General features: G+C 60.6%; 21 protein-coding genes and 1 tRNA gene. 13 read left to right on the forward strand and 9 right to left on the reverse strand.

The window, feature by feature from the left end:
- Positions 1 to 83 precede the first annotated feature (83 nt).
- Both A6M56_RS17790 and lpxO read right to left on the reverse strand, forming a co-directional pair.
- Entirely contained in the window at positions 84 to 689 is a 606-nt protein-coding gene (locus A6M56_RS17790; protein WP_045787128.1) for a BPSL1445 family SYLF domain-containing lipoprotein, read from the reverse strand.
- A 290-nt stretch (positions 690 to 979) separates the two neighbouring features.
- Complete coding sequence (lpxO, locus tag A6M56_RS17795; RefSeq protein ID WP_045787127.1) at positions 980 to 1,882, reverse strand: lipid A hydroxylase LpxO; 903 nt, start codon at positions 1,880 to 1,882, stop codon at positions 980 to 982.
- Positions 1,883 to 2,145: 263 nt separating this feature from the next.
- Between lpxO and A6M56_RS17800 the strand changes: the two genes are divergently transcribed.
- A complete protein-coding gene (locus A6M56_RS17800) occupies positions 2,146 to 2,694 on the forward strand; it encodes a hypothetical protein (protein ID WP_062738423.1) in 549 nt (182 codons plus the stop codon).
- Between the two features lie 3 nt (positions 2,695 to 2,697).
- Here the strand turns inward: A6M56_RS17800 and A6M56_RS17805 are convergent, their stop codons facing one another.
- Positions 2,698 to 3,090, reverse strand: coding sequence for a hypothetical protein (locus A6M56_RS17805; RefSeq protein WP_045787125.1), 393 nt, complete (start codon positions 3,088 to 3,090; stop codon positions 2,698 to 2,700).
- A gap of 87 nt (positions 3,091 to 3,177) precedes the next feature.
- Here A6M56_RS17805 and A6M56_RS17810 point away from each other — a divergent pair, with 87 nt between their 5' ends.
- The 8 genes from A6M56_RS17810 (at position 3,178) to A6M56_RS17845 (ending at position 8,302) form a co-directional block, all read left to right on the forward strand.
- Positions 3,178 to 4,017, forward strand: coding sequence for an NUDIX hydrolase (locus A6M56_RS17810; RefSeq protein ID WP_045787124.1), 840 nt, complete (start codon positions 3,178 to 3,180; stop codon positions 4,015 to 4,017).
- A gap of 8 nt (positions 4,018 to 4,025) precedes the next feature.
- Positions 4,026 to 4,892: a formyltetrahydrofolate deformylase gene (purU, locus tag A6M56_RS17815; RefSeq protein WP_045787123.1), complete on the forward strand. Its 867-nt coding sequence runs from the start codon at positions 4,026 to 4,028 to the stop codon at positions 4,890 to 4,892.
- A gap of 23 nt (positions 4,893 to 4,915) precedes the next feature.
- Positions 4,916 to 5,641: a DNA polymerase III subunit epsilon gene (gene dnaQ / locus A6M56_RS17820; protein WP_045787122.1), complete on the forward strand. Its 726-nt coding sequence runs from the start codon at positions 4,916 to 4,918 to the stop codon at positions 5,639 to 5,641.
- 73 nt (positions 5,642 to 5,714) lie between these two features.
- Positions 5,715 to 5,789 (forward strand) — tRNA-Val (locus A6M56_RS17825).
- A 152-nt stretch (positions 5,790 to 5,941) separates the two neighbouring features.
- Positions 5,942 to 6,988: a site-specific integrase gene (locus A6M56_RS17830; RefSeq protein WP_102080265.1), complete on the forward strand. Its 1,047-nt coding sequence runs from the start codon at positions 5,942 to 5,944 to the stop codon at positions 6,986 to 6,988.
- An 86-nt stretch (positions 6,989 to 7,074) separates the two neighbouring features.
- Positions 7,075 to 7,296, forward strand: coding sequence for a hypothetical protein (locus A6M56_RS17835; protein ID WP_102079913.1), 222 nt, complete (start codon positions 7,075 to 7,077; stop codon positions 7,294 to 7,296).
- Positions 7,293 to 7,598 (forward strand): hypothetical protein, encoded by a 306-nt coding sequence (locus tag A6M56_RS17840; protein ID WP_102079912.1) that lies wholly within the window; start codon positions 7,293 to 7,295, stop codon positions 7,596 to 7,598. Before A6M56_RS17835 ends, A6M56_RS17840 begins: the two co-directional genes overlap by 4 nt.
- Positions 7,599 to 7,690: 92 nt before the next feature.
- Entirely contained in the window at positions 7,691 to 8,302 is a 612-nt protein-coding gene (locus tag A6M56_RS17845; RefSeq protein ID WP_180964238.1) for a hypothetical protein, read from the forward strand.
- 30 nt (positions 8,303 to 8,332) lie between these two features.
- Here A6M56_RS17845 and A6M56_RS17850 read toward each other — a convergent pair whose 3' ends face one another.
- Positions 8,333 to 8,536 carry a hypothetical protein gene (locus A6M56_RS17850; RefSeq protein ID WP_180964237.1) on the reverse strand — a complete coding sequence of 68 codons (204 nt, stop codon included), beginning with the start codon at positions 8,534 to 8,536 and terminating at the stop codon, positions 8,333 to 8,335.
- Positions 8,537 to 9,068: 532 nt separating this feature from the next.
- Entirely contained in the window at positions 9,069 to 9,425 is a 357-nt protein-coding gene (locus A6M56_RS17855) for a hypothetical protein (protein WP_102079909.1), read from the reverse strand.
- Between the two features lie 463 nt (positions 9,426 to 9,888).
- Between A6M56_RS17855 and A6M56_RS17860 the strand changes: the two genes are divergently transcribed.
- The 4 genes from A6M56_RS17860 (at position 9,889) to A6M56_RS17875 (ending at position 17,514) form a co-directional block, all read left to right on the forward strand.
- Entirely contained in the window at positions 9,889 to 11,925 is a 2,037-nt protein-coding gene (locus tag A6M56_RS17860) for a hypothetical protein (protein ID WP_102079908.1), read from the forward strand.
- A 197-nt stretch (positions 11,926 to 12,122) separates the two neighbouring features.
- The gene (locus A6M56_RS17865; protein ID WP_102079907.1) at positions 12,123 to 12,854 is read left to right on the forward strand and encodes an Ea47 family protein; all 732 of its coding nucleotides are present in this window, start codon (positions 12,123 to 12,125) and stop codon (positions 12,852 to 12,854) included.
- Positions 12,830 to 13,402 (forward strand): hypothetical protein, encoded by a 573-nt coding sequence (locus A6M56_RS17870; RefSeq protein WP_286758276.1) that lies wholly within the window; start codon positions 12,830 to 12,832, stop codon positions 13,400 to 13,402. Before A6M56_RS17865 ends, A6M56_RS17870 begins: the two co-directional genes overlap by 25 nt.
- Before the next feature lie 350 nt (positions 13,403 to 13,752).
- The gene (locus A6M56_RS17875) at positions 13,753 to 17,514 is read left to right on the forward strand and encodes an NACHT domain-containing protein (RefSeq protein ID WP_257984043.1); all 3,762 of its coding nucleotides are present in this window, start codon (positions 13,753 to 13,755) and stop codon (positions 17,512 to 17,514) included.
- Between the two features lie 311 nt (positions 17,515 to 17,825).
- On the opposite strand, the gene A6M56_RS17880 is transcribed toward A6M56_RS17875, so the two are convergent.
- The 4 genes from A6M56_RS17880 to A6M56_RS17895 all read right to left on the reverse strand — a co-directional run bounded on the left by A6M56_RS17880 (position 17,826) and on the right by A6M56_RS17895 (position 22,893).
- Positions 17,826 to 19,346 (reverse strand): hypothetical protein, encoded by a 1,521-nt coding sequence (locus A6M56_RS17880; protein WP_102079904.1) that lies wholly within the window; start codon positions 19,344 to 19,346, stop codon positions 17,826 to 17,828.
- 295 nt (positions 19,347 to 19,641) lie between these two features.
- Positions 19,642 to 20,283, reverse strand: coding sequence for a site-specific integrase (locus tag A6M56_RS17885; RefSeq protein ID WP_286758277.1), 642 nt, complete (start codon positions 20,281 to 20,283; stop codon positions 19,642 to 19,644).
- A gap of 1,273 nt (positions 20,284 to 21,556) precedes the next feature.
- Positions 21,557 to 22,519 (reverse strand): hypothetical protein, encoded by a 963-nt coding sequence (locus tag A6M56_RS17890; RefSeq protein WP_145997194.1) that lies wholly within the window; start codon positions 22,517 to 22,519, stop codon positions 21,557 to 21,559.
- A 50-nt stretch (positions 22,520 to 22,569) separates the two neighbouring features.
- Positions 22,570 to 22,893: a helix-turn-helix transcriptional regulator gene (locus A6M56_RS17895; RefSeq protein ID WP_102079902.1), complete on the reverse strand. Its 324-nt coding sequence runs from the start codon at positions 22,891 to 22,893 to the stop codon at positions 22,570 to 22,572.
- Positions 22,894 to 23,348: the final 455 nt, after the last annotated feature.

The following is a 23,348-nucleotide window of genomic DNA, read 5'->3' on the forward strand; positions in this document are numbered from 1 at the left end:
GGAGAGCCCCCCCCCCCCCCCCCCGGGAGGGCAAAAAAAACCGCCGTGCAAGACGGCGGCTTGTGCAGCAAGACAGTCGCAGATCAGTTGTTCTGCTTGGTGATCTTCGTACCCTCGATGGACGCACCTGCCATCAGGCCGGCATTGGTCAGGTTGAAGCCGATGACCGGCTGCTGAACCGTGTTGGTGTCCACCGCGCCATTAGCGCCGATCTTGGCCAGCGCCACGGTCGCGTCCACGCCGGCCGTCCAGCCATTGCTTTCCTGGAATTTGCGCAGCGCCTCGTCCGTCATGAAGAGGATGATGAGCGCGCGCGACTGGGCACCGGCCTGGAAGCCGACGGACGCCGAGGCGATGTTGTAGTAGCCCAGCGGACGGCCGCCGCTCGTGCGCAGTACGCCTTCGCCGTACTGGCCGCCGACCACGAAGCCGGCGTTGAGCACCGACGGGAACACGAGCACGCCCTTGGCGCGCGAAACCAGGTCGCGCGAGCCATTGGCTGTGGTGTACAGGCGCGAGAGCACCGAATCTGCCTGCGAGTTGGTGGTGGCGTGTTTGTTCGTCGACGTCATGACGTCAGAGCCCTGCGCATTCGGGCTCGTGGTGGTACAGGCCGCGATCTGGGTGCCCAGCAGGGCGGCGGCAGCGAGAGTGGCAGCGGTACGGCGGCTGATGAAGTTCTTTTTCATGGCGATCGTTCTCTCTGTCTCAGTTGAAGGAGGGGATACAGCCACGCGCATCCCGGCGATAACCGGGGCCCAAGCCATGGGCAACGGTGTCAACCACGAGGGAGCAAGCGGCGTGCCCGCCATATCGGATCAATACCGGGGCGCTCAGTTCCTGACATTAGGCGAGATTTGTGCCGCCGGTAGCGCTTTTTTCGTACAGGCTTGCGCCAACAAGAAAGCCGCGCAGAGGCGAGCGCCAACAAAAAAACCGGCGCGAGGCCGGTTCCTGGGTTTTGCCGCTGCGGGATCGGTCAGAGCCAGATGATCAACGCTGCCACGCCAATGATGAGGCCGAACTTCACCACGTAGTAGACCTTGCGGTTCCACGCCTTGAAGCGGCGGCGGTATTGGCCCATCACCCAGACGTAACGGAACAGCTTGTTGATGCCGCCGGTCTGGTCGCCCTCGTCGTTGGGCGAGCTGGCCGCTGTCATGACCTTGCGGCCCAGCCACTTGTTGATGCGCTGCGCCCAGCCGTACTTCATCGGCCGTTCGATGTCGCAGAAGAGGATCAGGCGGTCCTTGTCGGAGCCGTTCTCCGCCCAGTGGAGGAAGGTCTCGTCGAAGACCACGCCCTGGCCGTCGCGCCAGCTGTGGCGCTGGCCATCCACCTCGATGAAGCAGCGGTCGTCGTTGGGCGTGGCGAGGCCGAGGTGATAGCGCAGTGAGCCGGCAAACGGGTCGCGGTGCGGGTTCAGCTTGCCGCCGGGGGGCAACTCGGCAAACATCGCGGCCTTCACGCTCGGCAGCTCGCGCAGCAGGGCGACCGTCTTGGGGCACAGTTGCTCGGCCGATGGGTGGCTCGCCTCGTACCACTTCAGGTAGAAGCGCTTCCAGCCATTCTTGAAAAACGAGTTGAAGCCTGCGTCGTCGTTCTTTTCGGCCGCCTTGATCTTGCGCAGGTTGATGAGCGCGAGACCCTCATCGCGGATCTGCGGCCATGCGGCTTGCAGCCTTTCCAGATCCGGAAAACGTTCCACCGGCACGTACGGCGTCTGGGGCACGCCCGAGAACGCATACATGAAGCAGTTGACCGGCGCGACCACGGCCGAGTGGTCGAACATCTGGCGCCAGAACTTCAGGCGCACCTTGCCGCGAAAATGCACATACAGAATGGAGCCCAGATAGAGGGCCACGATCATCCACTTGATCAAGACGGTTTCCTTGCCGCGCAAAAGGCGGTCAGCAATTGAAATGCAGGCGCTGGCTGCGCAATCCGCCATTTTACCCGCGGCGCGCCGCCTTCGCGTGGATGGCGGCCAACACTGGTGCCCGGTTTTGTGACGCAGCCTTACCGTTTGCGCGGTCTTCGCAATAGGAAGTTAGTGTGTAGATTTGTCGACAAATGTGCGCCGCGTTCTACAATCCGGCACGCACCCCATCCATCCAAAGGCTGGGGCGGATACCGGAGGCAGCCATGGACGCGAAGAAATGCTCGGAAGCACCCACTGAAATGCCGCGCGCTGGCATTGCAGCGGGCGGCGCGGATTCGCTGGAGGCGTCCATCCGCCGTGCGCAGGAAGTGCTGTCTGCCGTGTCCGCACGGCTGGCGAGCCGAGGGCCCGCCGCTGGTCCCGCCGCCGAGCGCTTCATCGAGGCCGACGCCATGCAGCCCGCCGAGGCGCGCGCCGTGGCCGAGCGGTGCATGGCGGGCGAGCCGCAGGACGCCGCGCAACTGGCGCGGGCATTTTCCACGTTGCTTGGGCAGATCGATGCGCTGGAAGCCGACCAGGCCGGCCGGCGCCGCGTGCTGCGGCAGTGGATGGTGAGCCAGCTCACCTACAAGATGCTGTATCTGCATTACACCGGACAGGATCCGGCGGTGCCGCCTCGCGCGTTGCGGGCGCAGAAGGAGCGGGTGAAGGCGCGGGTTGCGGCGTTGCTCGACGCCGGGCGCTCCTACGCCGATGTGCGCCTGACCGATCTGCGCTTTGCCGAAGACGACAGCGCAGACGGCCAGGCCTAGGCGTCATTCCTCGTCGTCGTCCGGCTCGGAGTCGAGGAATTCGCGGCGGGCCAGCCAGTCGGCGATCGCCTCGTCGCAGGCCTTCTTCAGCTTGGCCTTGCTGTCCACCTTGTCGAACAGCGTGAAGTTCATCAGCGCCAGGCCCAGATCGGTGATGTAGAACATGCGCTTCGGGTTGTCGAAGTGGACGATCCGGCCGTCGATACCGGCGTCGTCTTCCGGTTCGGCGGGGGCGTCTTCGAGTTCGACCACGCGGCAGGTAAAGCGCGGCGCGCGGGTGTGGGTCAGGTATTCGAACTCATCGTGCGACACTTCGCCGGACGGTGTGACGGCAATGGCGAACCCCCAGATAAAGCGCGGGGTCGGCAGATCCGACAGCTCGTCGATTTCATCCATCCTTGTTTCTCCAGTCTGATGACGGCTTGTATGAACGGCGCATTATCGCGCAGGAACAACACATTATGGCGCGGCGCAGAGCGTGCAATGCACGCGCGCGACCCGCGCGTGAGGCGCGTGGCCGAAGGGCTGGCCGTCCGCAGCGCTTTTGACGCCGATGCGCTGGTCCCGTGGATGGTGGCTGGCCAACCGGTCGGCTGGCTCAGCCGCGAACGTGCCGCGCTGCTTGCGCGCTGGCCGCGATGGTTCGAGGTGGGCGCATCGCGCGTCGACCTGGCGGACTCCCTGGCGAGCGAACCCGCCCGTACTGCCGCCCTGGACGAGGTCATCAGACGCTTGGCCGAAGACGGCCACGTGCGCGGCTGGCGCGACGAGCGCTTCCCCGTGGACACGGGCTGGGGAACGCCCGCGCTCGCGCTGATGGAGCGGGCCGCAGCGCGATTCTTTGGGATACGCACGTACGCGGCGCACATGAATGGCCTGATCGACGGCGCGCAGGTGATGCTCTGGCTGGCGCGCCGCGCCGACACCAAGCCGATCGACCCCGGCATGTGGGACAACCTCGTCGCCGGTGGCATCGGCTACGGTTTCGACGCACGCGGCGCGCTGGAGAAGGAGTGCTGGGAAGAGGCCGGCATCGGCGCCGAACTGTCGGCGCGGCTCGTTGCGCGCGGCACGCTCGACGTGTTGCGCGAAGTGCCGGAAGGCATCCAGAACGAAACGCTGTTCGCTTTTGACCTGACGTTGCCCCCCGACTTCATCCCCGCCAACCAGGACGGCGAGGTCGCGGGCCACCTGCGCGCCAGCCCCGACGCGGCGCTTGATATCATGGCGGACTGCGCGATGACGGTGGACGCCACGCTCGTCACCCTCGACGCCCTGGCGCGCCTGGAACCGCAACGGTTCGCGCCCGACAACAATACGTAAAACGATTGATGAGTCACTCCGGTTTCATTCTCACCCTGTCTTGCCCGGACCAGCCTGGCATCGTCCACGCCGTATCGGGCCTGCTGTTCGAGCAGGGCTGCAACATTCTCGATTCGGACCAGTTCGGCGACGAGTTCACGGGCCGCTTTTTCATGCGCGTCCATTTCGCTCCGCAGGGCCAGCCGCTCGACCTCGCGACGCTGCGCGAGCGCTTTGCGCCCATCGGCGACCGCTTCTCGATGCAGTGGGGCATGTTCGACGCCGCCATCAAGCCGCGCGTGATGATCCTCGTCTCGAAGATCGGCCACTGCCTGAACGACCTGCTGTTCCGGGCGCGGGCCGGCCAGCTGCCGATCGAGATCGCCGCCATCGTCTCGAACCACCGCGATTTCTACCAGCTCGCCGCGTCGTACGACGTGCCGTTCATGCACCTGCCGCTGCTCAAGGCCACTGACGCCCAGAAGGCGCAGCAGGAAGCCCGCATCTGGGAAATCGCCCAGGAGCAGCAGATCGACCTGGTTGTGCTTGCGCGCTACATGCAGATCCTCTCGGACGATCTGTGCCGCAAGCTCGAAGGCCGCGCCATCAACATCCACCACTCGTTCCTGCCCAGCTTCAAGGGTGCCAAGCCGTATTACCAGGCGCACGAACGTGGCGTGAAGCTGATCGGTGCGACGGCGCACTACGTCACGGCCGACCTGGACGAAGGCCCGATCATCGAGCAGGAGATCGAGCGCGTGGACCACAGCATGGACCCGGAGCAGCTCACCGCCGTCGGCCGCGACGTGGAATGCGTGGCGCTGGCGCGCGCCGTCAAGTGGCATGCGGAACATCGCATCCTGCTCAACGGCCACAAGACCGTCGTCTTCAAGTAATCCAGCCTCAGTAGGGAAGCGCGATGCGACAGATCGTTCTCGATACCGAAACCACCGGCCTGAACGCCGCCACCGGCGACCGCGTGATCGAAATCGGCTGCGTGGAAATGGTCAACCGGCGCCTCACCGGCCGCAATCTGCACTTCTACATCAACCCGGAGCGCGAAATCGACGCCGGGGCGATGGCGGTGCACGGCATCACCAACGAGTTCGTGGCCGACAAGCCGAAGTTTGCAGAAGTCGTCGACGAGATCCGCGATTACGTGCAGGGCGCCGAGGCCATCATCCACAACGCCGCGTTCGACCTGGGCTTCCTCGACATGGAATTCCAGCGCCTGGGCCTGCCGACGTTCCGCGAGCACCTGTCGGGCCATATCGACACCCTGCTCGAAGCGCGCCGGATGTTTCCCGGCAAGCGCAACTCGCTCGACGCCCTGTGCGACCGGCTTGGCGTGAGCAACGCGCACCGCACCTTGCACGGCGCCTTGCTCGATGCCGAGCTGCTGGCCGAGGTCTATCTGGCGATGACGCGCGGCCAGAACACGCTCGTCATCGACATGCTCGAGACGGGCGAGGGCGCCCTGGCCGAGGCGGTGGCCGTCGACCTGAGCGCGCTGCAGCTGCCCGTGCTGCTCGCCACGGAAGCCGAGATGGAAGCCCACGCCGGGGTGCTCAAGGACATCGACAAGGCCAGCGGCGGCAAGACGGTGTGGGCGCGGGAGATGCAAGACGCGGCGCCTGCCGCGTGATGCTCGAAAAAAGTGCGGTCGGGGTCTTTACACGATCGCGGCTTTTCGCCATAATCTCGTTTTCACCGCATTCGGGTGGTTAGCTCAGCGGTAGAGCACTGCCTTCACACGGCAGGGGTCACAGGTTCAATCCCTGTACCACCCACCAAATTGGCGAGAAATCGCCCTAAAAGGCCCTCAGGCAATCGCTGAGGGCCTTTTTTCTTTGCTGCGAAACCTCGTGGAATGCCCTTTTGGTGCAAAAGTGGTGCACCCCGAAAATTGGCCCAGACGTTGTTCAACCATTGTCTGGAGCATCAAGTGGCATCCATTTCAAAGCGCGGGAACTACTGGCGTGCGTTTGTTCGCCGGCGCGGCTACCCGTTGCAAACTCGCACTTTTGACACAAAGGCTACAGCCGAGGCGTGGGCCCGCCGGATCGAGGCTGAATTGGATCGTGGCGTGTTCGTGGATCGAACAGAGGCCGAGCGCAACACCCTCGGCGATTTGCTCCTGCGCTACAGCCAAGAGGTGTCTCCCCACAAGAAGGGCGGGCCGCTGGAGATCCTCCGCATTCGAAAGCTGCGCTCCGATCCGATCGCTGCACTGAAAGTCTCAGCATTGAGTGGCCAGAGCATCGCTCAATACCGCGATCGACGCCTTGCTGGTGATCCGAAGACAAAGGCGGTGTCCGGCTCAACGGTGAATCGAGAGCTCACGCTGATTGGTCACGTTATCAGCGTCGCCCGCAAGGAGTGGGGCGTACACGTGGACACCAATCCGGTCTCATTGATTCGCAGGCCGAAAGAGAATCGGGCGCGTAGCCGACGGCTGTACCGCGGCGAGGAAGAGCGTTTGCTCCTGCAGCTGGAACTCAGCCAGCGGACGGCTGAGGGCTTCTACGTGGCTGGGGGGTGCCGCAACGAGTACGTGCGGCCGCTCGTTATTCTGGCCCTCGAAACCGCAATGCGCCGCGGCGAACTTCTTTCCCTCCAGTGGTCGGACGTTCACCTCGCCGACCGCTATGTCCGGCTTCATGACACCAAGAACGGAGAGGCGCGGGATGCTCCTCTTTCAACTCGAGCCGTGTCTACGCTCACAGAGCTTTCGACCCGCCCGCGCCACGTCAGCGGCCGTGTTTTTCCCGTTTCGCCTGAGGCCTTGAAGAAGGCATTCACTCGCGCGTGCGACCGAGCAGGAATCGAAGACCTACATTTCCACGATCTCCGCCACGAGGCGACCAGTCGCATCTCTGAGAAGCTGGACAACATCCTCGAACTCAGCGCTGTGACCGGGCACAAGACGGTCCAGATGCTGAAGAGGTACTACCACCCGCGCGCTAGCGATCTGGCGCGCAAGCTTGGTTGATCGCAATCCGTTGTACTAAGCGGCTTGTCGGGCGGCGGGCACCGCCCAACAAGCCTGACCACAACTCACCTACTGAGAGGTGAATCATGGCTGTGTCCATTCTATCGTCGCACCCCATCTCCGCTCTTCCGCGCGACAGCGAGCTGTCGCAGATTTTGGAGTTGCGAGATCCGTTCCTAATCCCGGTTGCAGACCTCGAGCTGTTGATTCAAGAAGCACCAACGGCCCTGGCGCAAGGTTATCTGTGGGGCGTGCTTGACGCGCGCCGCATGCTCAAGGCTTGCACTGGGCTAGAGGTAGCCATATGAGTGCGAAAGCCGCCATCGCAGCCGCCGTCCTGTTGGCCTCTAACCTGGCAGCGGCCCAGCCCGATTTGTCGATCCCTTCCAACTCCGCGGGCGGGGTGCAACCTGGACCAGCTACGCCGGACGATCCATTGCCCGCGAAATTGATCGCGGTCGATCCAGAGGCAGCGTCTTTTGTCGCGGAATACAACGCGAGGATCGAAGCTTTCTACAACGAGATGACCGCCTATTACACGGTGGTCAACGGGTACTGCATCGCTACTCCGATGACGAGAAAACTCTTCTTCCTGATCAACCGGCGGTAAGTGGAAAAAAGGGACTCATGGCCTCGGTTCGAGCACTTCGTCTAGTAGACGTTGCCCCGCCTCCGGCGCTTGCAAAGGCGGTGTCAAGCGAGTTGCTGGCGCGCATCAACATGCGCGAGATTCCCATATTGCTAATGCGTCAGCAGTCGGGGGCAGGGGAGTCTCCCTGGGTGGGGTTTTGCGTTCCCTCGGATTGCACTGAATCCGGCGAGGTGGTCATCGACGTGCGCTGTGTCGAGCGCTCCGAGTGGGAGCCCCAACCAGAGCTGATTACCTCGATCTATCTGCATGAGGCAGCTCATCGTCTTCTGTCGGGCCACGGTCATACCGCTGCGTTCTTTGCGATGGTGCTGGTTCTGTATTTGCGCGCCGGCACAGGTTCGATGCCGTTCTGGCAGCGTGCCAAGCTGTACGACCTTCAGGAAGAGGGCGCAAACGCGCCACAGGCCTTCGCGTGGGCATGGAACGTAGCCCACGAGCTAGCGGTGAGCGATCTGACGGCAGATCGCTGCGCAGACGTCATCAATGACCGATATCGTGTGTGGCGAACGTGGTTGGCCGGTGCCGATGAGCGGGCGCGGGCCAAGCGCGAAGCGGTTCAGGCGGCGGAAGAGCGTATCAAGTCCCTCAAGGAAAGTCGTTGGTGGTACGCCTTAGCTGGCTTTGTCGTGGGCGCAATTGGCGTCGTAGCACTGACGCTGTAGCAGGGGAGGCCCGTCATCGACTGGCTTTTGTCATTGGTGCAGGGCCTGCTTGATGGCCTCGATACGCTGCGAGAACAGCGCATCATCGATGCTACGCTGTTCTCGGGGCACGTCATCGCTGCGCGCATCTGCTTCAATCAGCAGCTCCGCCAGTTCGACCAGCTCCGGGTATGGCCGCACTCCCGCCATCTGCTCACGCACCGTTTGAACAAAATGTGCGGTTTCGCGCGGCATGGCTGTTTTTGCCAGCAGTAGGAGACCGGTAACACCACGCGTCGCGTCGTTGACCTGGTGCGCTCCGAGGTCGGTCGCGGCGAATGCACAAGTCGGTCCATCAGCTCGCCGTGCTTGCCGTCCGCAAATAGTTCCAGCACGACTGCCTGCACGGCAGGGTCTCGCAGTTGGATGCGATAGGTTCGATCGCGACCAACAATCAGGCCAGTTTTCCGGTCTAGATAGCAAGGCTGAATACCCCGCGCCTCAAGGCCACGCACGGCCTTGGCAATGGCTTCGTTAGCGCGCTTGAGGAACAAGTCGCTTGTGATGTAACGGCCCAGCTTGTCGGCAGGCATGGTTTGATCTCGTTGTAGAGGCATGAAACCAGCATACGCGCCAGGTGCCAGCTCCGGAAGAGTGGATTTCGTAGTGTCCAAGTGCGACCAATCACCCAAGCGCGACCAGATAACCCCAACCCTCGAACCTGAATGTGAAAGCTGCGGTCAGAGGTGATTGGCGGTCCCGAAGCGCTGTTCGGTGTCACGATGGCTCAAGGTTTCAGCTTTACCTGCTGCGGCGCGAGCCCGGCCTTGGCCGCCTTCTCCACAATCATGGCGCGGAAGTGACTGGGGACTAGCGGATTGTTTGGGCTGAATTTCGCCAGTTCGATAGAAAGCTTATTCTGCAGAGCGTCAAGCGCGGCCGCGCGCGCTTGCTCTTCTCGATACAACTCCGCTGTCCGGCGCGAGACTTCGCGTGACAGTTGGTGATCTTGCGCTGTCGATGAAAGCTTGGCTTTGAGCTGCCTGATTTGGGTTTCCAAGTTGCGAGCATAGTTCTGCCACTCGCGCGCATTTCGCTCGGCTGCTAGAGCACGGCCAAACACGACCCCGCTATCGAACGTCATCTTGCTTTCCCCCGGCAGGTTTGATGGTCTGGGAGTGGCCCTATCGCTTGCGTGTGTTGTAGACGGGCTTGACGCCCTTCGCCACCAATTCCCACATCGTATTGGCAGCCGCTTCGTTTGCAAGCTTGAGAACCAAGTCGCTGTATATGTATTGCTCGAATTTATCGGCTGACATAATGATTTCCTCAGAACTCTCTGCCAAGAATACGCTGCATGAACCGGGTGCGAAAGATGGAAATGGCTCGAGCGCGACCAAATAACCTCAGCAGGCGATGGTAGCGAGTCTGCAGGGCAACGGTTCTTAGGCTCATAGCGGTAAGCGCGACCAAATAACCTCGCCGATGTGGTGCCTCAATTGGCGGACGTTAGCCGTAACGGCGTGGATTTTGGAAGCGAGCCCTGCCGCGCCTCGACGCCACACCAGCGCGATATGATTGGCGCAACAACAAATTGGGGTTGAGGGATGGGTGAGTTTGCGAAATTGGTCCAGGCGGGAAAAGTGTCAGGTCCGCTGCGGCGTACGTTCTCGCTCGATAGTTGGAGTACTGCGTTCGCCGCCGCAGGCGCTCCGGACGAAACCGACCAACGTGTCTACGATGCTGCCGTCGTGATTCACACAAAGCTGGCGAATATCCGATCAAGGTTGAAACTGTCTTCGGCGGCTGAACTTTCCGCCGTTACGAAGTTGCGAGCATTTGTTGCAGCCGCTAACTACAATTTTCTTGTCGCGCGTGAGAAGACGAGGGAAGCATTTAAACAGGCAGCGGCGGAGCGAGCGCAACAGGCAGTCGCCGGATTTCGGCCTGAGGAGTTCTTCAGCAAGATCAAGCTAGAGCTAACGGGCGGTTTCCAATGGTCGCCAAACGAGGTGGTTGAAGGCTTGGTCGACGGAATCGAGGTGCCAGTGCGATTTGCGTTGCAGGGCGAGCCGAATCTTGCCGGCAATCCCCGCCTGGGGCAGGTCGAATGGAGTGACATCATCCTTGAACTCAATCTGGGAATAATGTTCCGGCACGCCGAAGACCTTTGGGAGGATTGCCTGTGGAACGGCTACAAGGTAGTCGATACGGGGCGGGTAAAGACGTTCGTGCCCCAGGATGTCGACGCCAAGCGCGGCTATGCATTGGGGCTTGTCAGGCGTTTTACCCTCGGGATGGGATACTCGTTTATGGCTACCAAGGTTCATCGATCTTTGGTGGAACAAGGCTTCCTGCCACGTATTCGCGAAGTGCGGGCCATCGAGAAGGAGGGTAGGCGCCAAGTTATCAAGGTCAGCAAACCTGGGGAAATAACGCGAGCGCAGGAGGAGTTGTTTATCCTGCGCGGCTTTGCAAATGAACCCTACTACGCCGAGTTGCTGGAAGAAGCCCTTCCATCGCTTAATGGACTGACCTTATCGGCAATCCTGGATGCTTGGGTCGTAATATCCCGTGCTGCGTTGGTGCTCTTGGAATCTGTGGCAACGAAGGAAGAACGCCCGGTCAAGCAAGACGATTCCTTACTCAGTTGGCTTCCTGAGTATGTCCCCGTGCTGCAGGTAGACGCTCTGGTTCGTGCACTGTCCGTAGCGGCCGGAATTAAGCCTGCTGACGGAAGGAAGCTTATAGAATTTTTCACCTACCGAGGCCAGGCCGGACAGGAAATTTGGGCTTCCCCTCTAGTGCCGGTTGGGCTCACGACAGTGGCGCCCATTTTTGCAGCGATCGTTTCGCCGAACCTTAGGCGCCTAGTAGATGTCTGGATGCGCCAAGCAGGAGTCGATCTAGCAAAGCGAGGCCCTGCGTTCGAGGCACATGTGAGAGCCAGTGTTCAGCACTCCATCGCATCATCAAATGTCTTGGCGGGTAGCGCAATTTGCATCAACGATGACTACACGTTTAGGCCGAAGAGCGGGCGCGAAGAGCAAATTGACTTGCTTTTTGTGATTGGCTCAACCGTGTTCATGGCCGAGGCCAAGTGCATCTTGGAGCCTACTGATTCCAAAGGTATGGCAATGCACCGGAAGACCGTTTTGGGTGCTGCTGGGCAGGCTTTGCGTAAGTCTCGAGCATTGGAGGGAAACCGTGCGGAGTTTGTCGCAGATGTTGCGCGCTTTGGTATAGACCTGCCAGAAAACTTCGATGTGTTCCCACTGATAGTCGTAAGTACCTCCACGCATGTCGGCGTGCCCGCAGACGGTGTGCCGGTTATCGATGAGTACATTCTCGAAAAATTTTTGGAGGGTGAACTCGAGGATGTCGCAGTGACGGGTAGTAGCTTGGAGATCCAAGAGAGTGTGAGGACCGTCTTCTACACTGATTTGGGGGATGCAGAAGAGAAGGCGCCACGGTACTTTGCATCTCCGCCTCAGGTTCAACGACTGCTAAACGGCATTACTGAACGCGTCGTTCCTCTCCACGCCATTGATGGGCAGGATTGGGAAGGTTACGTGATTACCTTTGAATGTGTGCCTTCACAGGAGGGAGGGCATCAATTGGCTGCCGCCAATTCAGAGGTCTAGGCCATTTGGAGAGGCGTCGGGCCATGGCTCAGAAAGCCATTCTCTGTGGACTCGCCGGAGGCGTCTAGCTCGCGTTCCCCTCCAAAACAAGCTGTATCTTTCTGCGGCGTTCGAGCCTTGCATATACAGGGATATGATCGTTTGCCGGCCGGGGCCGGCGAATGGGTAGCAGTGACTAAAAATGGAATGGAGCTTCCATGGAGTCTTGCGCGCACAGCAATCTGGAGCTCTCTCTTGATCGGTGGCAGGAATGCCACTGGCATCTGCATCAGATGGAGGCCAATTACCACGAGCCCGAGCCATTTCGCTACTCGCTAAACTCCTTCATCCGTGCCGCCAAGGAGGTGCCGCTGAAGCTGCAAAACGATCTGCAGCGACATCCTGAGGTCCGAGCCAAGATCAAACCACTGCAGGACACCGTTCTCCAAAGTGACCTGTTCCAAATGCTGGGGAAACAGCGCGATTTCATCGTCCACCATGGAGCGCTGAACCTGAAAAGCCGCGGTCAAATCGGGACGACCGAGGGGGCAAAAATCAAACTGAGTTTCCCCTTTGCGGTCCGCCCGTGGGAGACATCGGACGAAGCCTATGAGAGGTACAAGGAAATGTGCCGGACAGACAAGTTTTTGCGCGGCCTCGGACCGGATTGCGATTCCGCACCAGCTCTTTGGCGCACGTGGATGATTCCGCAATTCCCCGATAGAGATTTGCTCGATGTTGCGTTCCAAGCATGGGCGTTGCTCGGTGAACTCCTATCCGGCGCCGTTGAGGCTTTCGGCGGGCAAAAGCTCGACCTCAGCCTGCCGTGCAGGCACGATCCCAACCTTGTCCGCATTAAACGTTTCAGCCAGCAAGAATTTTTCATGAGTGTTGACGGCATTGATCTCGCGGCGGAAGAACGGAAATGGCGGGAATCGAATGCGCAATGATCAGGGGTGATGCCATGGACCGCGACATATTCCTCGAACATCTGACGACCGCTTTCCGCGCCATCACTACGCCCCGTTTCTACGAGACTGAACGAGGATTTCAGGGCGAGTTGTTGGCTGGGCTGCAGCGGGCGATCCCTGCGGGCTTTCTGCCTGATCGGACCATAATCGAACAGGAGTACCAGAAGCGGCTCCTTGTACACGGGCTCGCAGTCCGGCCCGATATCATCGTTCATGAACCCTTTGATTCGAGCCGGCACCGCTCCCGACGGGAGCGGAATGTCGCAGTCATGGAGTTGAAGCTCGCTGCGACGGCTGAAAGTGCGGCTGCTGACATGGAGAGCTTGGTGCGGATGATGGAAATTCTTGAGTATCCGCTAGCGGTCTTTCTGAACATCGCATCCGAAGTTACGCACGCGGATGTCGTACCGGCGGCGTGGCGGGAGCGGATCGCCTGTTTTGCTGTGAGCCTGCGGAACGGTGAGGCTCACGTAGTGCGGTCCACATGGGCTGAACAGGCGGGACACGGTGGGATCTCGTTACCCTAGGGCGGCCACAAGGCATGGGGGCCGCCAAACGGCTAGGAGTAGACCTCAAGACCGCCGACACAAATGACCGCTCCAAGCTGCAAGCAGCCCTACTAGTCAGCGCCCAGACTGCCCGCTATGCCCCCCGAAACCTGCCTCTAGAAAAGTGATTCGCGAACCCAGAGTCCACGCGTTGCTCATCTCCAACTAGATTGCGATACCTTTTAGTTGCTACACAGTGAACTATGCCCACTGATCCGACATCGCTTTCAGCGGTAATGGCCAGTCTTTGTCGGGGCCAGATACGTCAGGCGGGGCAAAGGTATACGCCCGGCATCGACCCGAACGCGCCCAATCTTCGGATTGCCGCCTTGTCCATCGCTATCGACAACGTCGCATGTGGCGATGCTGCACGAGCGCGCTTCCAGTCAGTCCTCGACAAGTTCGCCGAGGCTTGGAGTCATGCCAAACATCACAGCCGAAGACCCGCGGAGATCGAGCAATTGGTTGACGCTGCTGGCTCATCGCTGTCGGCGATGATGAACCGTCTGCGTTTTCGCGATACGACTGCAAGCGATGAATGGGCTGACCGGCTGTCTCAAATCGACGCCAGCCTGATGAAGGATGTAGCCTATTGGCGGGGAGAGGAAGCCAAGCTGCCCACGGACGACGGGAGCTACTCTTCCGCGCGGGATACCGTGCGCGCCAACATGGAAGCGATTTACAGCTGCCTACGTGTCGTGCGCGATGAGGCGGAATACGCCGCCAGCTCCTCGTTCAAGCTGCTCTTCGATCCAATCCTCCTGATCAGCGGTGAGTGGGGCACGGGTAAAACACATCTGCTGTGCGATGTCACGAGTGAGCGACTTACCCGCGACGCTCCCACAGTCCTAGTGTTGGCAAAAAACTTCGAGGGCAACGTGCTTGCAGACATTTGCGCACGCCTTGGAGGCGCGACTTCGGTCGAGGACAAATTTGCCGAACTGGAAGATGCTGGACGAGGGGCAGGGGGGCGAACTCTTTTTATTGTCGATGGCGTCAATGAGGGACGTAGGCGCGAGTGGCGACAGGCGATCAGTACCTTACTTTCGCTCGTCGCCGAGCATCCCAACATTGGGTTGATCGTGACATGTCGGACTCCGTTCGAGGCCATGGCCATTGAAAAATCAGACCTGGAGAAATTTCGTCATCTCCAGCACTACGGTTTCGACGACCAAGAGTTCGATGCGCAGGCGGCCTTCTTTGAGTACTACCACCTGCCACTGCCGGAAGTTCCGCTATTGGACCGGGAGTTCTCGCGCCCTCTCACGCTGAAGCTCATCTGCCAATCGCTGCAGAGTCTGTCGGGCAAGAAGCTGGCCAAGGGTTTCGCAGGCATTGCCTCCGGACAGCGCGGCATGACCTACGTGTTGGAGTCATTCGTCAATCGCGTTGGGCAGCCAATCGAACACGAGTTCGGATTGCAGGACAGGGGGTGCTGGATATTGTTGAAAGGCGCCGACCAGTTCACCGACAAGCGGATTGCCGGCTTTGCTCCCTGCATGGCAGCGAACCTCCGCGGCTATGTTCTTCCGTCAGAGGCAGACCGAATCGTTGCCGCGAGCTATCCCGCACTACGACCTGCTCAAAGGCGGGCGTTGCTGGAGACGATGCGCACGAATGGGCTCATTGAAGAGGATGCTATCTGGTACTCAACGAGATCCGGGCAGCACAAATCACGAGTGGTATACCGACTGCCTTATCAGCGGTTCAGCGACCACTTGATAGCGCGACACCTACTCAAGGCATACCTAGACGTGTCATCGCTGGCTTCCATCAAGGCCAGCTTTGCTGCCAACTCCCCGCTCGCGAGAGTCTTCCAGCTGACTGATCAAAACTTCGGCAACTATGCGGAGCCTGGATGGGCGCAAGCGCTGATCACGGAGTTCCCGGAGCGCGTGGGGAAGAAGGTGCCTCCAAGGCACTGTGAGCTCTTCTTCGCCTTGCCGCGGGACACACAGAACCTGAACGCGTATTTCGAGCCGTTCATCGAGGGCCTTTTCTGGAGAAGTCCGACCGCGTTCACCGAGGGCACGCGGATGGTCATCAACCAGTACTTGGGCGCAGGTTCCCGGTTCTGGGAGCGCGTCATGGATGCGTTGGCGGCCGTCGCGACGAAGCCCAACCATCCCTATCATGCCAAGCGGCTGTATAAGTATCTGTCGCGCTTCCCGATGGCTGACCGCGACCTGCACTGGTCAGAGTACCTGCGACGAAGATACGCGTCACCGACCATCCATCGACTTTTGACATGGGCAGAGAAACTCGACACCGTGACCATGACTCGCGACGCAGCAGCCGAGCTTGTGGTGTTGTTCTCCCTTGTCCTAACTACCGTCGTTCGCAGTGATCGCGATCTTGCAACAAAGGCGCTCGTACTGATCGGAGAGCAACATCCGGACGTGCTGTTCTCGCACGTTCTGAAATGCTTGGGCTTCAATGACCCATACCTGCCGGAACGGGTTCTCGCAGCCGCCTACGGCACGGTTCTGTCGCTGGTCGATTCAAAAAAGGCGGCTTCGTTCCAGCCGCTACTTGGAGATCTTGCTCAGAAGATTTACCGACAGATGTTTGCTCCTCGTGCACGCCACGCGACGCACCACACGCTCATGCGGGACTACGCGCTTGGCATCATTGAGGTAGCCCAGCGAGCAGGGTGCATAAAGCTGCCCAAGACTTCTGTGCGCTACCTTAGCCGGCCGTTCCCGAATACCCCGTCCTCGTTCTCCAGCGATGGAACGCCCGACGACTCGGTCAAGCACGCGATTGGGCACCCCATCCAAATGGACTTTGGTAACTACACCATCGGTAGCCTGATTCCCAACAGGGCGAACTATGACCACGACAAACCAGACTATGTCCGAGTTCGTGCAAAGATCGAGCGCCGTATGTTCGACTTGGGGTATCGGGACGAAGCATTCAAGGACGTTGATGCCGAAATTGGCCGGCTCTCATGGAATGCTCGTGACGAACACAAGGTGGATCGCTATGGAAAAAAGTACTCTTGGATCGCGTACTTCGAGATGTGGGGAGAACGCGACGCGAACCGCAAGCTTCCGGATTGGCGCCAAGGCAGCAGAACCCCCGACTGCGGCGTAGATCCATCATTCCCTAAGCCTCCACCTCATTGGACGCCGCCCCTGCCGAATCTCTTTGGGCCCGCTGCTGCCACGACCGAGGACTGGGTGGCCGGCGGGTACACGCCGAACTGGCACCCCATTCTGGTGGTCCCCGAGATCAACGGGCATCAAGGCGAATGGGTGCTCGTCGAAGGATTTGTCAAAGGGGCTGACGCTGAGCATGATCGTGAGCTCTTCGCCTTCCTCCGCGGGATGTTCGTGGCCAAGAAGGACGTTGACACGCTGAGGTCGAAGTTCCTGTCGATTGACTACCCAGGAAACCACACGATCCCAGAGGGAGCGGAGGAGCACTATCTGTTCGCAGGCGAGCCTGGTCACCGCCATAGCTTTGCGAGGCATCTTCTCCAGCGTAATGACAACTACCGCCGCCAAACGGCGGAGGCGTTCGATGAGTACGTGCGCGACTACAGCGCAGGTGAAAAACGGTCACTGACCATCAAGATCGCTTCGATGTCAGGCGAGCCGGCGGGCGACGAAGACGCTTCTGTCCTTGAGTTCGATTTCCCCGCCACTCGCCGTATTCCGGGTGTCCGGCTTGAGCTGCCGTCCATCCAGTTTGCCTGGGAGTCCTACCATTCCGTACACAACACATTCTCAGGCTTCGATATCCCTGCACCAAGCTTGATTCAGCGCCTTGGCCTCTCCTGCAGCGACCGCGAAGTTGATTTCTTCGATCCAAGCGGCGGTCCCGCAACGCTCTACAGGCAAGCAGGCGAAGGCTATTCTGGCGACAAGCACAGGCTGCTCTACGTCCGGGCTGACTTGCTTCGCCGCTACCTTAAAGAGACTCGCCAGGTCCTCGTCTGGTGCAACTGGGGCGAGCGTGACTGGCTAAAGAAGACAGAGGAGCACCGCTTAATTCCGAACGAGGGCAGGCAGCGAGTCTTCCAGACTCACGCGCACATCCATCGGACCTTTTCGCAATGGTCCGCCAAAGACTGCGTCGTTCTGTAGGCGGCAACTACCTTTAAGTGCTGCGCTCGCGGCGCTGCTAGCGCTGGCCGGTCGATGACGGCGCATTCTGGCCGCCCGCCGGCGACCGACGTGAGACCGTAACGACGGCATTGCGGTCGTAGGTGTTGGCGAGATTTGGGCAAACAACTGCAACGGGTCGAACTGGGACGGCGCTGACGCACTAGCATAAAGCCCCCGGATAAAATCCAGTCAGCGGTTCGGGAACCAGCCCACGTCCATGGCGATCCTCTGACTTGGTGTGAGCGAAATATTGCGCCCAGCGCCACGCGAGACACCGGGCGCACATGCACTTACGCTGTCTGGCGGGAGCGCCGGGCCTTGTACTTCGCCAGGAAGCTCTCGATTCCATGGCTGCGTGGGAACGCTTTCTTAACGGCCTCATACGTGACCTTCCCAGCATCGAGAAGGAGCGCTAGCTCATCCTCCCAGCGCACCAACCGGTGGGTGGCCAGAAACTTATCGATATCTTTGGACCGCTTGAGCGCCCTGACGTCGTGCCCGTTGGCGATGAAGAGATCGGCAACCGACGCTGTGCCGCTGCTCGTCGGGATGTCCACGGTGGCGGCGATGGCGACGATGCGGCTCAAGAGGCTTTCCTCCTCCTTGGGGCTACCGTAGCGGGCAGATGCCATGAATACCTGCGAGAGGTCGCTGCCGTATGCGCCGCTGATTAGCAACGTGTCCCTACTGGCCTCGAGTAGCCGGTCAGAACCGGTGTAGCTCGGCGTGTAGACGATCCGGCGATACCCCTGAGCGTAGGCGCTTTCGATCGATGGGAGGTACGGCAACGCTCGGATGGATTCCGGCACGTCCCAATCCTTCGATGGGGTGGCGCGGTGTCGAGGCATGACACGAACGGCAGGACCCGCATGCTCGGTTAGGGCAAGCGACGCCGCCACCAGGTGGATCGCTGCGTGGTCGTCGATTGCACCCGAGCCGAACAGCACAAGGCCGCTCGTTTTGTGCGCCAAGGCGTCGCGTAACAGACCAACGATCGAGGCCGGGAGCGCCTCCGTTGTGGCTACGGTGGGTACCAGCTCAATGCGCGGCCACGGGCGGGCAAATGGCGTGACCGCTTCCAGCTCTCCCGTGTCGGTGACAACGCCGATTAACGCCGTGTCGTGGTCCGTATGATTAGGCCGTGACTTTACGATCAGCTGTACGTCCTCGTTGAGGGTTTCCGGCGTCGGGGTGTCGAGAAGAACCGCGATGCGATGCCCGGAGGTTAAGGCGTGGTTGCAGGCCATTTCGAGGCGTTCGCCCGCGTCGTTCCACGACTGCTGGTCGAGCTTGAGCGGCCCGATGACCAGCAGCGTGCCGCTGGGCACCCGATCGAGGCCCGAGGACCACAACCCGTAGTCGCCCAGGTCGATGCTCCCGGACCATCCGTTGCCTGCGCTCTCGGCGTAGACCAGTGCGCCGTCGGTAGCGTCCTCATACGCTTCCAGCAGGGCATCGATGGCCTCAGAGGAGGTCGTGACATAGATGCCCGGAACGGGCCCCGTGGGCCAAATCTGCGGGGCACTCCGGGCGACAACTGTCCCGGACGGCGAGAGCGCGATGAGTAACTCCTGCGGCGACATGTTGACCGCATAGCGCTTCTTGAGCCGGAACGCCAAGCGACCGGTCGAGCTGGTGTCCAGTTCGGTGGCGGCGACACGTTCTGGGAACGCCATGACTTCGGGCCAGTTACGAAGCCCCGGTAGCGCTGCGATCAGATCGAGCGCCTGGCCATGACCAAGGGAGGGGTGCGTGGGCTGCAAAAGGCCGCGGACGAGCCCGGCCAGCAGCTTCAACTGCTGCGTATCCATTGCTTTCTCCTGGGCGAAAACATCCGGTGCACGCATTGCGGGCCGCCCATCGAAAACAACGACTATGGAATGGGGTAGGTGCCTTGAAACATCGTCTTCGTCATGCCCAAAGGGCGCGTGCGGCAGGCGACGACAGCCTGCCTGCACTATATATCAGGAATGCAATGCGTCAAAAACGACGCAACTTTGACGTATCAGTAGTAACGCATTCCTTGCTTCGGCGCGCTAACTACCAAAAACGACGCGCGATCGACGCAACTTTGACGCATTACTTGGCGTCTCACGACACACTCTCTTAGCTTTGCTTCGGCGTCCGCCGGTTTGCGCTGGCGATCTTGAAGCGAGCCAGCTTGTCGACTTTGGGCGAGTGTTTCACTTCCCGGGATGCCTTGACCGCGAGGGGCTTGACTCTCTCGCGCCCACTCTTTCCGTGAACCGCGCGGCCGTACCGGCCAATCGAGTAGTCCGACAGGTGCCCCATGAACATCGCAGCCTCCCCGAGGGGCACGTCAGGATCTGCCTTCAAATCCGACGCAACTTGGTGGCGAAAGCAGTATGGGCTCACACGTGTTCGCAGCTTTGGAAAGACGGCTTTGCCTAGGGCAATCACGGAGTTGTAGAGGTAATCGGCCTTATGGGTCACCCAAGCCTCGCCATCCGTCCCATTTTGCTCGGCAAACTCACGCAGTGTCTGCAGGGCAGGGTGGGTATCTGGGGACGGCCCAATTTCGAACTTGTATGCCCTCGTATGGATCCCCCTCACTTCGCTGCATTTGGCTCCCGATACAGCGATCAGGAGCGTACCGTTGCGATACAGGATGCGCACCCCTCGCTCGATCTCGGTCGGCCGGCAGCCAATCACGCGCAGTAGGGCTAGCGCGGGTAGTAGCTGCGGCCGCGATTCGCGCCAGTCCAGTTGGGATGCGCGATCGAACATGGTTTCCCGCCAGTCTGGTGGCAGCAACTTGAGTGCGGTTTTTTTTGCCTTCCCCATCTGAGTGGTCTCGGTAGTTGGGTTGGTGTCTGACGGTTCGTCCGCCGTCTACTGGATCGATTTCTCGGTGGCTCGAACGCGGCTCAAAACCACCCCCGGGATGCGATGCATCCCGACCCCTGAGGGGTGTGGGGCTGACTGCCTTTGGGTGCCAATTCGCCATGTCTGCGCATGTCGGAATTGGCACCCAAAGGCAGTCAGCCCCCCCTTGTCCGACATACCGTACGGACAAGGGACCGACACGATTTCGATGTGATGGGAATCGGGCTGCTCGGCTGCTGATCGATGGTGTGTACGTATGGTTGATGTCAGCGCGTACGGGGTTCGCGATAGCGCCGGTGAGCGGTCTACAACCCAGCGGTTGGCTCGCCACGTCGTTGTTCCCGCGCCCGCCCGTGGACGGCTGCGCTGCCCACCCCCGCAGGGGCGTGGACAGCGCCGGCTCTTCGGCCGGCGTCCCGCATCCGCCCACCGGCTCCCCGCGACCGTCGCCTATGGCCTGACGCGCCGCGAGGCGGCTTGCCCCAACTGAGAGAGAAAGCCACCCCCGACCATTCTTCCTGCAAGCAGCCAGCGGTAGTTCAACGACTCGGCATCCGCGCGCGCCGTCGCGCCCGAATCGAGCCGCACGGGGACCCGGTGTAGCCGGGGAGCGCGGCGACCCGAAGCGGAGCGGAGGGGCGATTCGGCTGTGCATGCGGTCAGCCGCGATCACTGCAGGCCCCGCCTTGAACCAGCACGTTGTCGGGGTTGTCCGGGTCCCATACCCGCTGCACTGAGCCATCTGAGTACGCGTAGATGGTCCATCCAGGGCAGCCATAGCCAACCGAAACCACAAAGGGCGCTGCAGGCACCACTGGGACAGGCGGTGGCGATGGCGGCTGGCATCCCGGTGCGCTCCAACCTGCGCCCATCCAGGCGGGCGGGTTCGTCTGCGTGTAGCCAGCTGGGCAGATGGGCGGAGGACTCGCCCCGTGTTGGATTGGGGATACGCAGGTCGAGTCCTGGTATCCCGGAGAGCACAGTGCCGGTGCCGCCAGAGCATGGCGCCCCGCCAAAAGCATCAGGGCCAACAGTCGAATTTTCATATTTCGCATCATCTTCTTCCTTCTCTTACCGTTTGAATGCGGCACATTCGTCAGGAGCTGCGGCGAGCCGTACGGCGACCGGGCGCAGTGGAGGAGGGTGGTTGCCCGAAGGGTGATTCGGTTCAGCGCTAGTCAGCAGAGCTGTTGCTGTTCGCATTGGAGCCACGTTTGCGTTGCCATTGCTTGTGGAGTCGAATGGCTTCCTCAACGTGGGCCTTGACGGTTTCCGGCTGCGCAACAATGGCAGCGGCCTCGGCCAAATGCTGTCCTTCTGCTCGAAGTCTCTCAGTAGCTATCGCTGGCCCAAATTCGGGCACAAACAGCCCCTGACCATGTAGCTTGATGAGCCGTTCGAGCCAGCTGCGCACGCTCAAGATCCCTTTGTGCCTGCCCAGTGATTGGGCTCTTAAAACTCCAGCTAGCTCGTCGGCAATCTCTTGTGCAGCGTCGCGGTCCAATCGAGACCTAGCCAGGGCGTGCGCGAGAACTTCGCGGTGTTGCTCTATCGAGCGACTCACCACCACGTCAGAGGCCTTCGCAAGAGAGATAGATCGTTGCTCCCCCGGCTCTGGGGGTGCGGCTGGCCTGTCGTCAGTGGTGGTTTTCCTTCTATTGGTATTTCTTCTGGATGGTATGTCTTTAGGGCTGGCTTCACCGGCGCTGGCTGAGCCGGTGCCGGGGAAGCCATCGCCGGGAAACCCGGCTCTGGTGTCCTGCGTTCGAGAGGGAGTTGGATTGAAGACGATGTTCCAGATCCACTGGCCAGCGCCACCGTTTTGCTGCTGTCGCATTAGGTAGCCTCCGGCTTCGAGTTCGCGAGCGATTCTCTGCCAACGATCTTTTCCCAAGATCCGGAATTCCGTGTTGGTGTCGCCGGCTTTCCGTTGAACGATGCGTCCGAGTCGGCGCCGCAGTGCGCTGACGGATATTTGCCAGCCGGCAGGTTTGATGGCGAGCCAAGCGGCTACGGCTCGGCTGTCCAGATCCAACACTGGGTCCTCAAGCAGGGCTTCTGGCACGGCCCCCCATTTGGCAGAGTGACGTACCTGTAGGACGCCCCCTGAATGGTGCGGAAAGTTGTCCTGGCTCATCAGAAACGTGTAATTGCGAACCTACGGAAGGGCCCGTGTCTGCTGGGTTCTTAGATGGCTTCAGCCGCCTTGCGCCGGCGGCCGCGGCGAGGCTTGTCCCCAATTTCACGCGGCTTGGCACAGGGCAAACTCGTGATCCAGTCCCGAACGTCACTGGCTCGCCAGCGGACATAGCGGTTCTGCCGAAACACGGGTGTGGGCAACGCCGCAGGGTCACGGCACAAGATGTGGTAAATCGCATTGCGTGTTTTTCCGATGAGTTCGCCGAACTCATCCGGCGTCAGCAACGCCGCCCCATCCATCTGCGCGAACGCCACTCGGAAATCGCTCGCCTCTTTAGCCATGATCTCTCCTCGCACCTTCCTGGTGTCCATCAGTTTTGCTAGGATGCTTTCAGGTCTTGAGCAGAACAAAAGGGCATTTGGGGAGGTTTCGATGGACCGTGACCGACAACGCTGGAAGTCCGGGCGACATGCAGATGGCGACCATGGCCAACGGCGATTGAAGGACCTCACCTCCGCACTGCTGCGTCTTATCGAAAGGAACTCAAGGCTTCCGCGAGCGGAACTGGAGTATCTGTATGGCCTCGGTCTTTCCGGCCCCTATGACCGGGAGACAGGTCAGGAGTGGCGGCGGTATGCATGCCCCCGATACGACGCAGGAGACGACCGTCATAACAAGCAGGCGCTTCGTATCGAACGACTACGGCAGGTAGCGTCAGACGCCATAGTCATGGGGCATGTCACTCAGGAAGAGCTGCGAGCGTTGGGATTGCTGCAGCTACTGGATGAGGGAGATCCCTGTGGCCGTTTTCAACGAGAGAGAAGAG

Origin of the sequence: Ralstonia sp. RL, from assembly GCF_001683835.1 — a bacterium.
In the GTDB taxonomy this organism is placed as follows: domain Bacteria; phylum Pseudomonadota; class Gammaproteobacteria; order Burkholderiales; family Burkholderiaceae; genus Ralstonia; species Ralstonia mannitolilytica.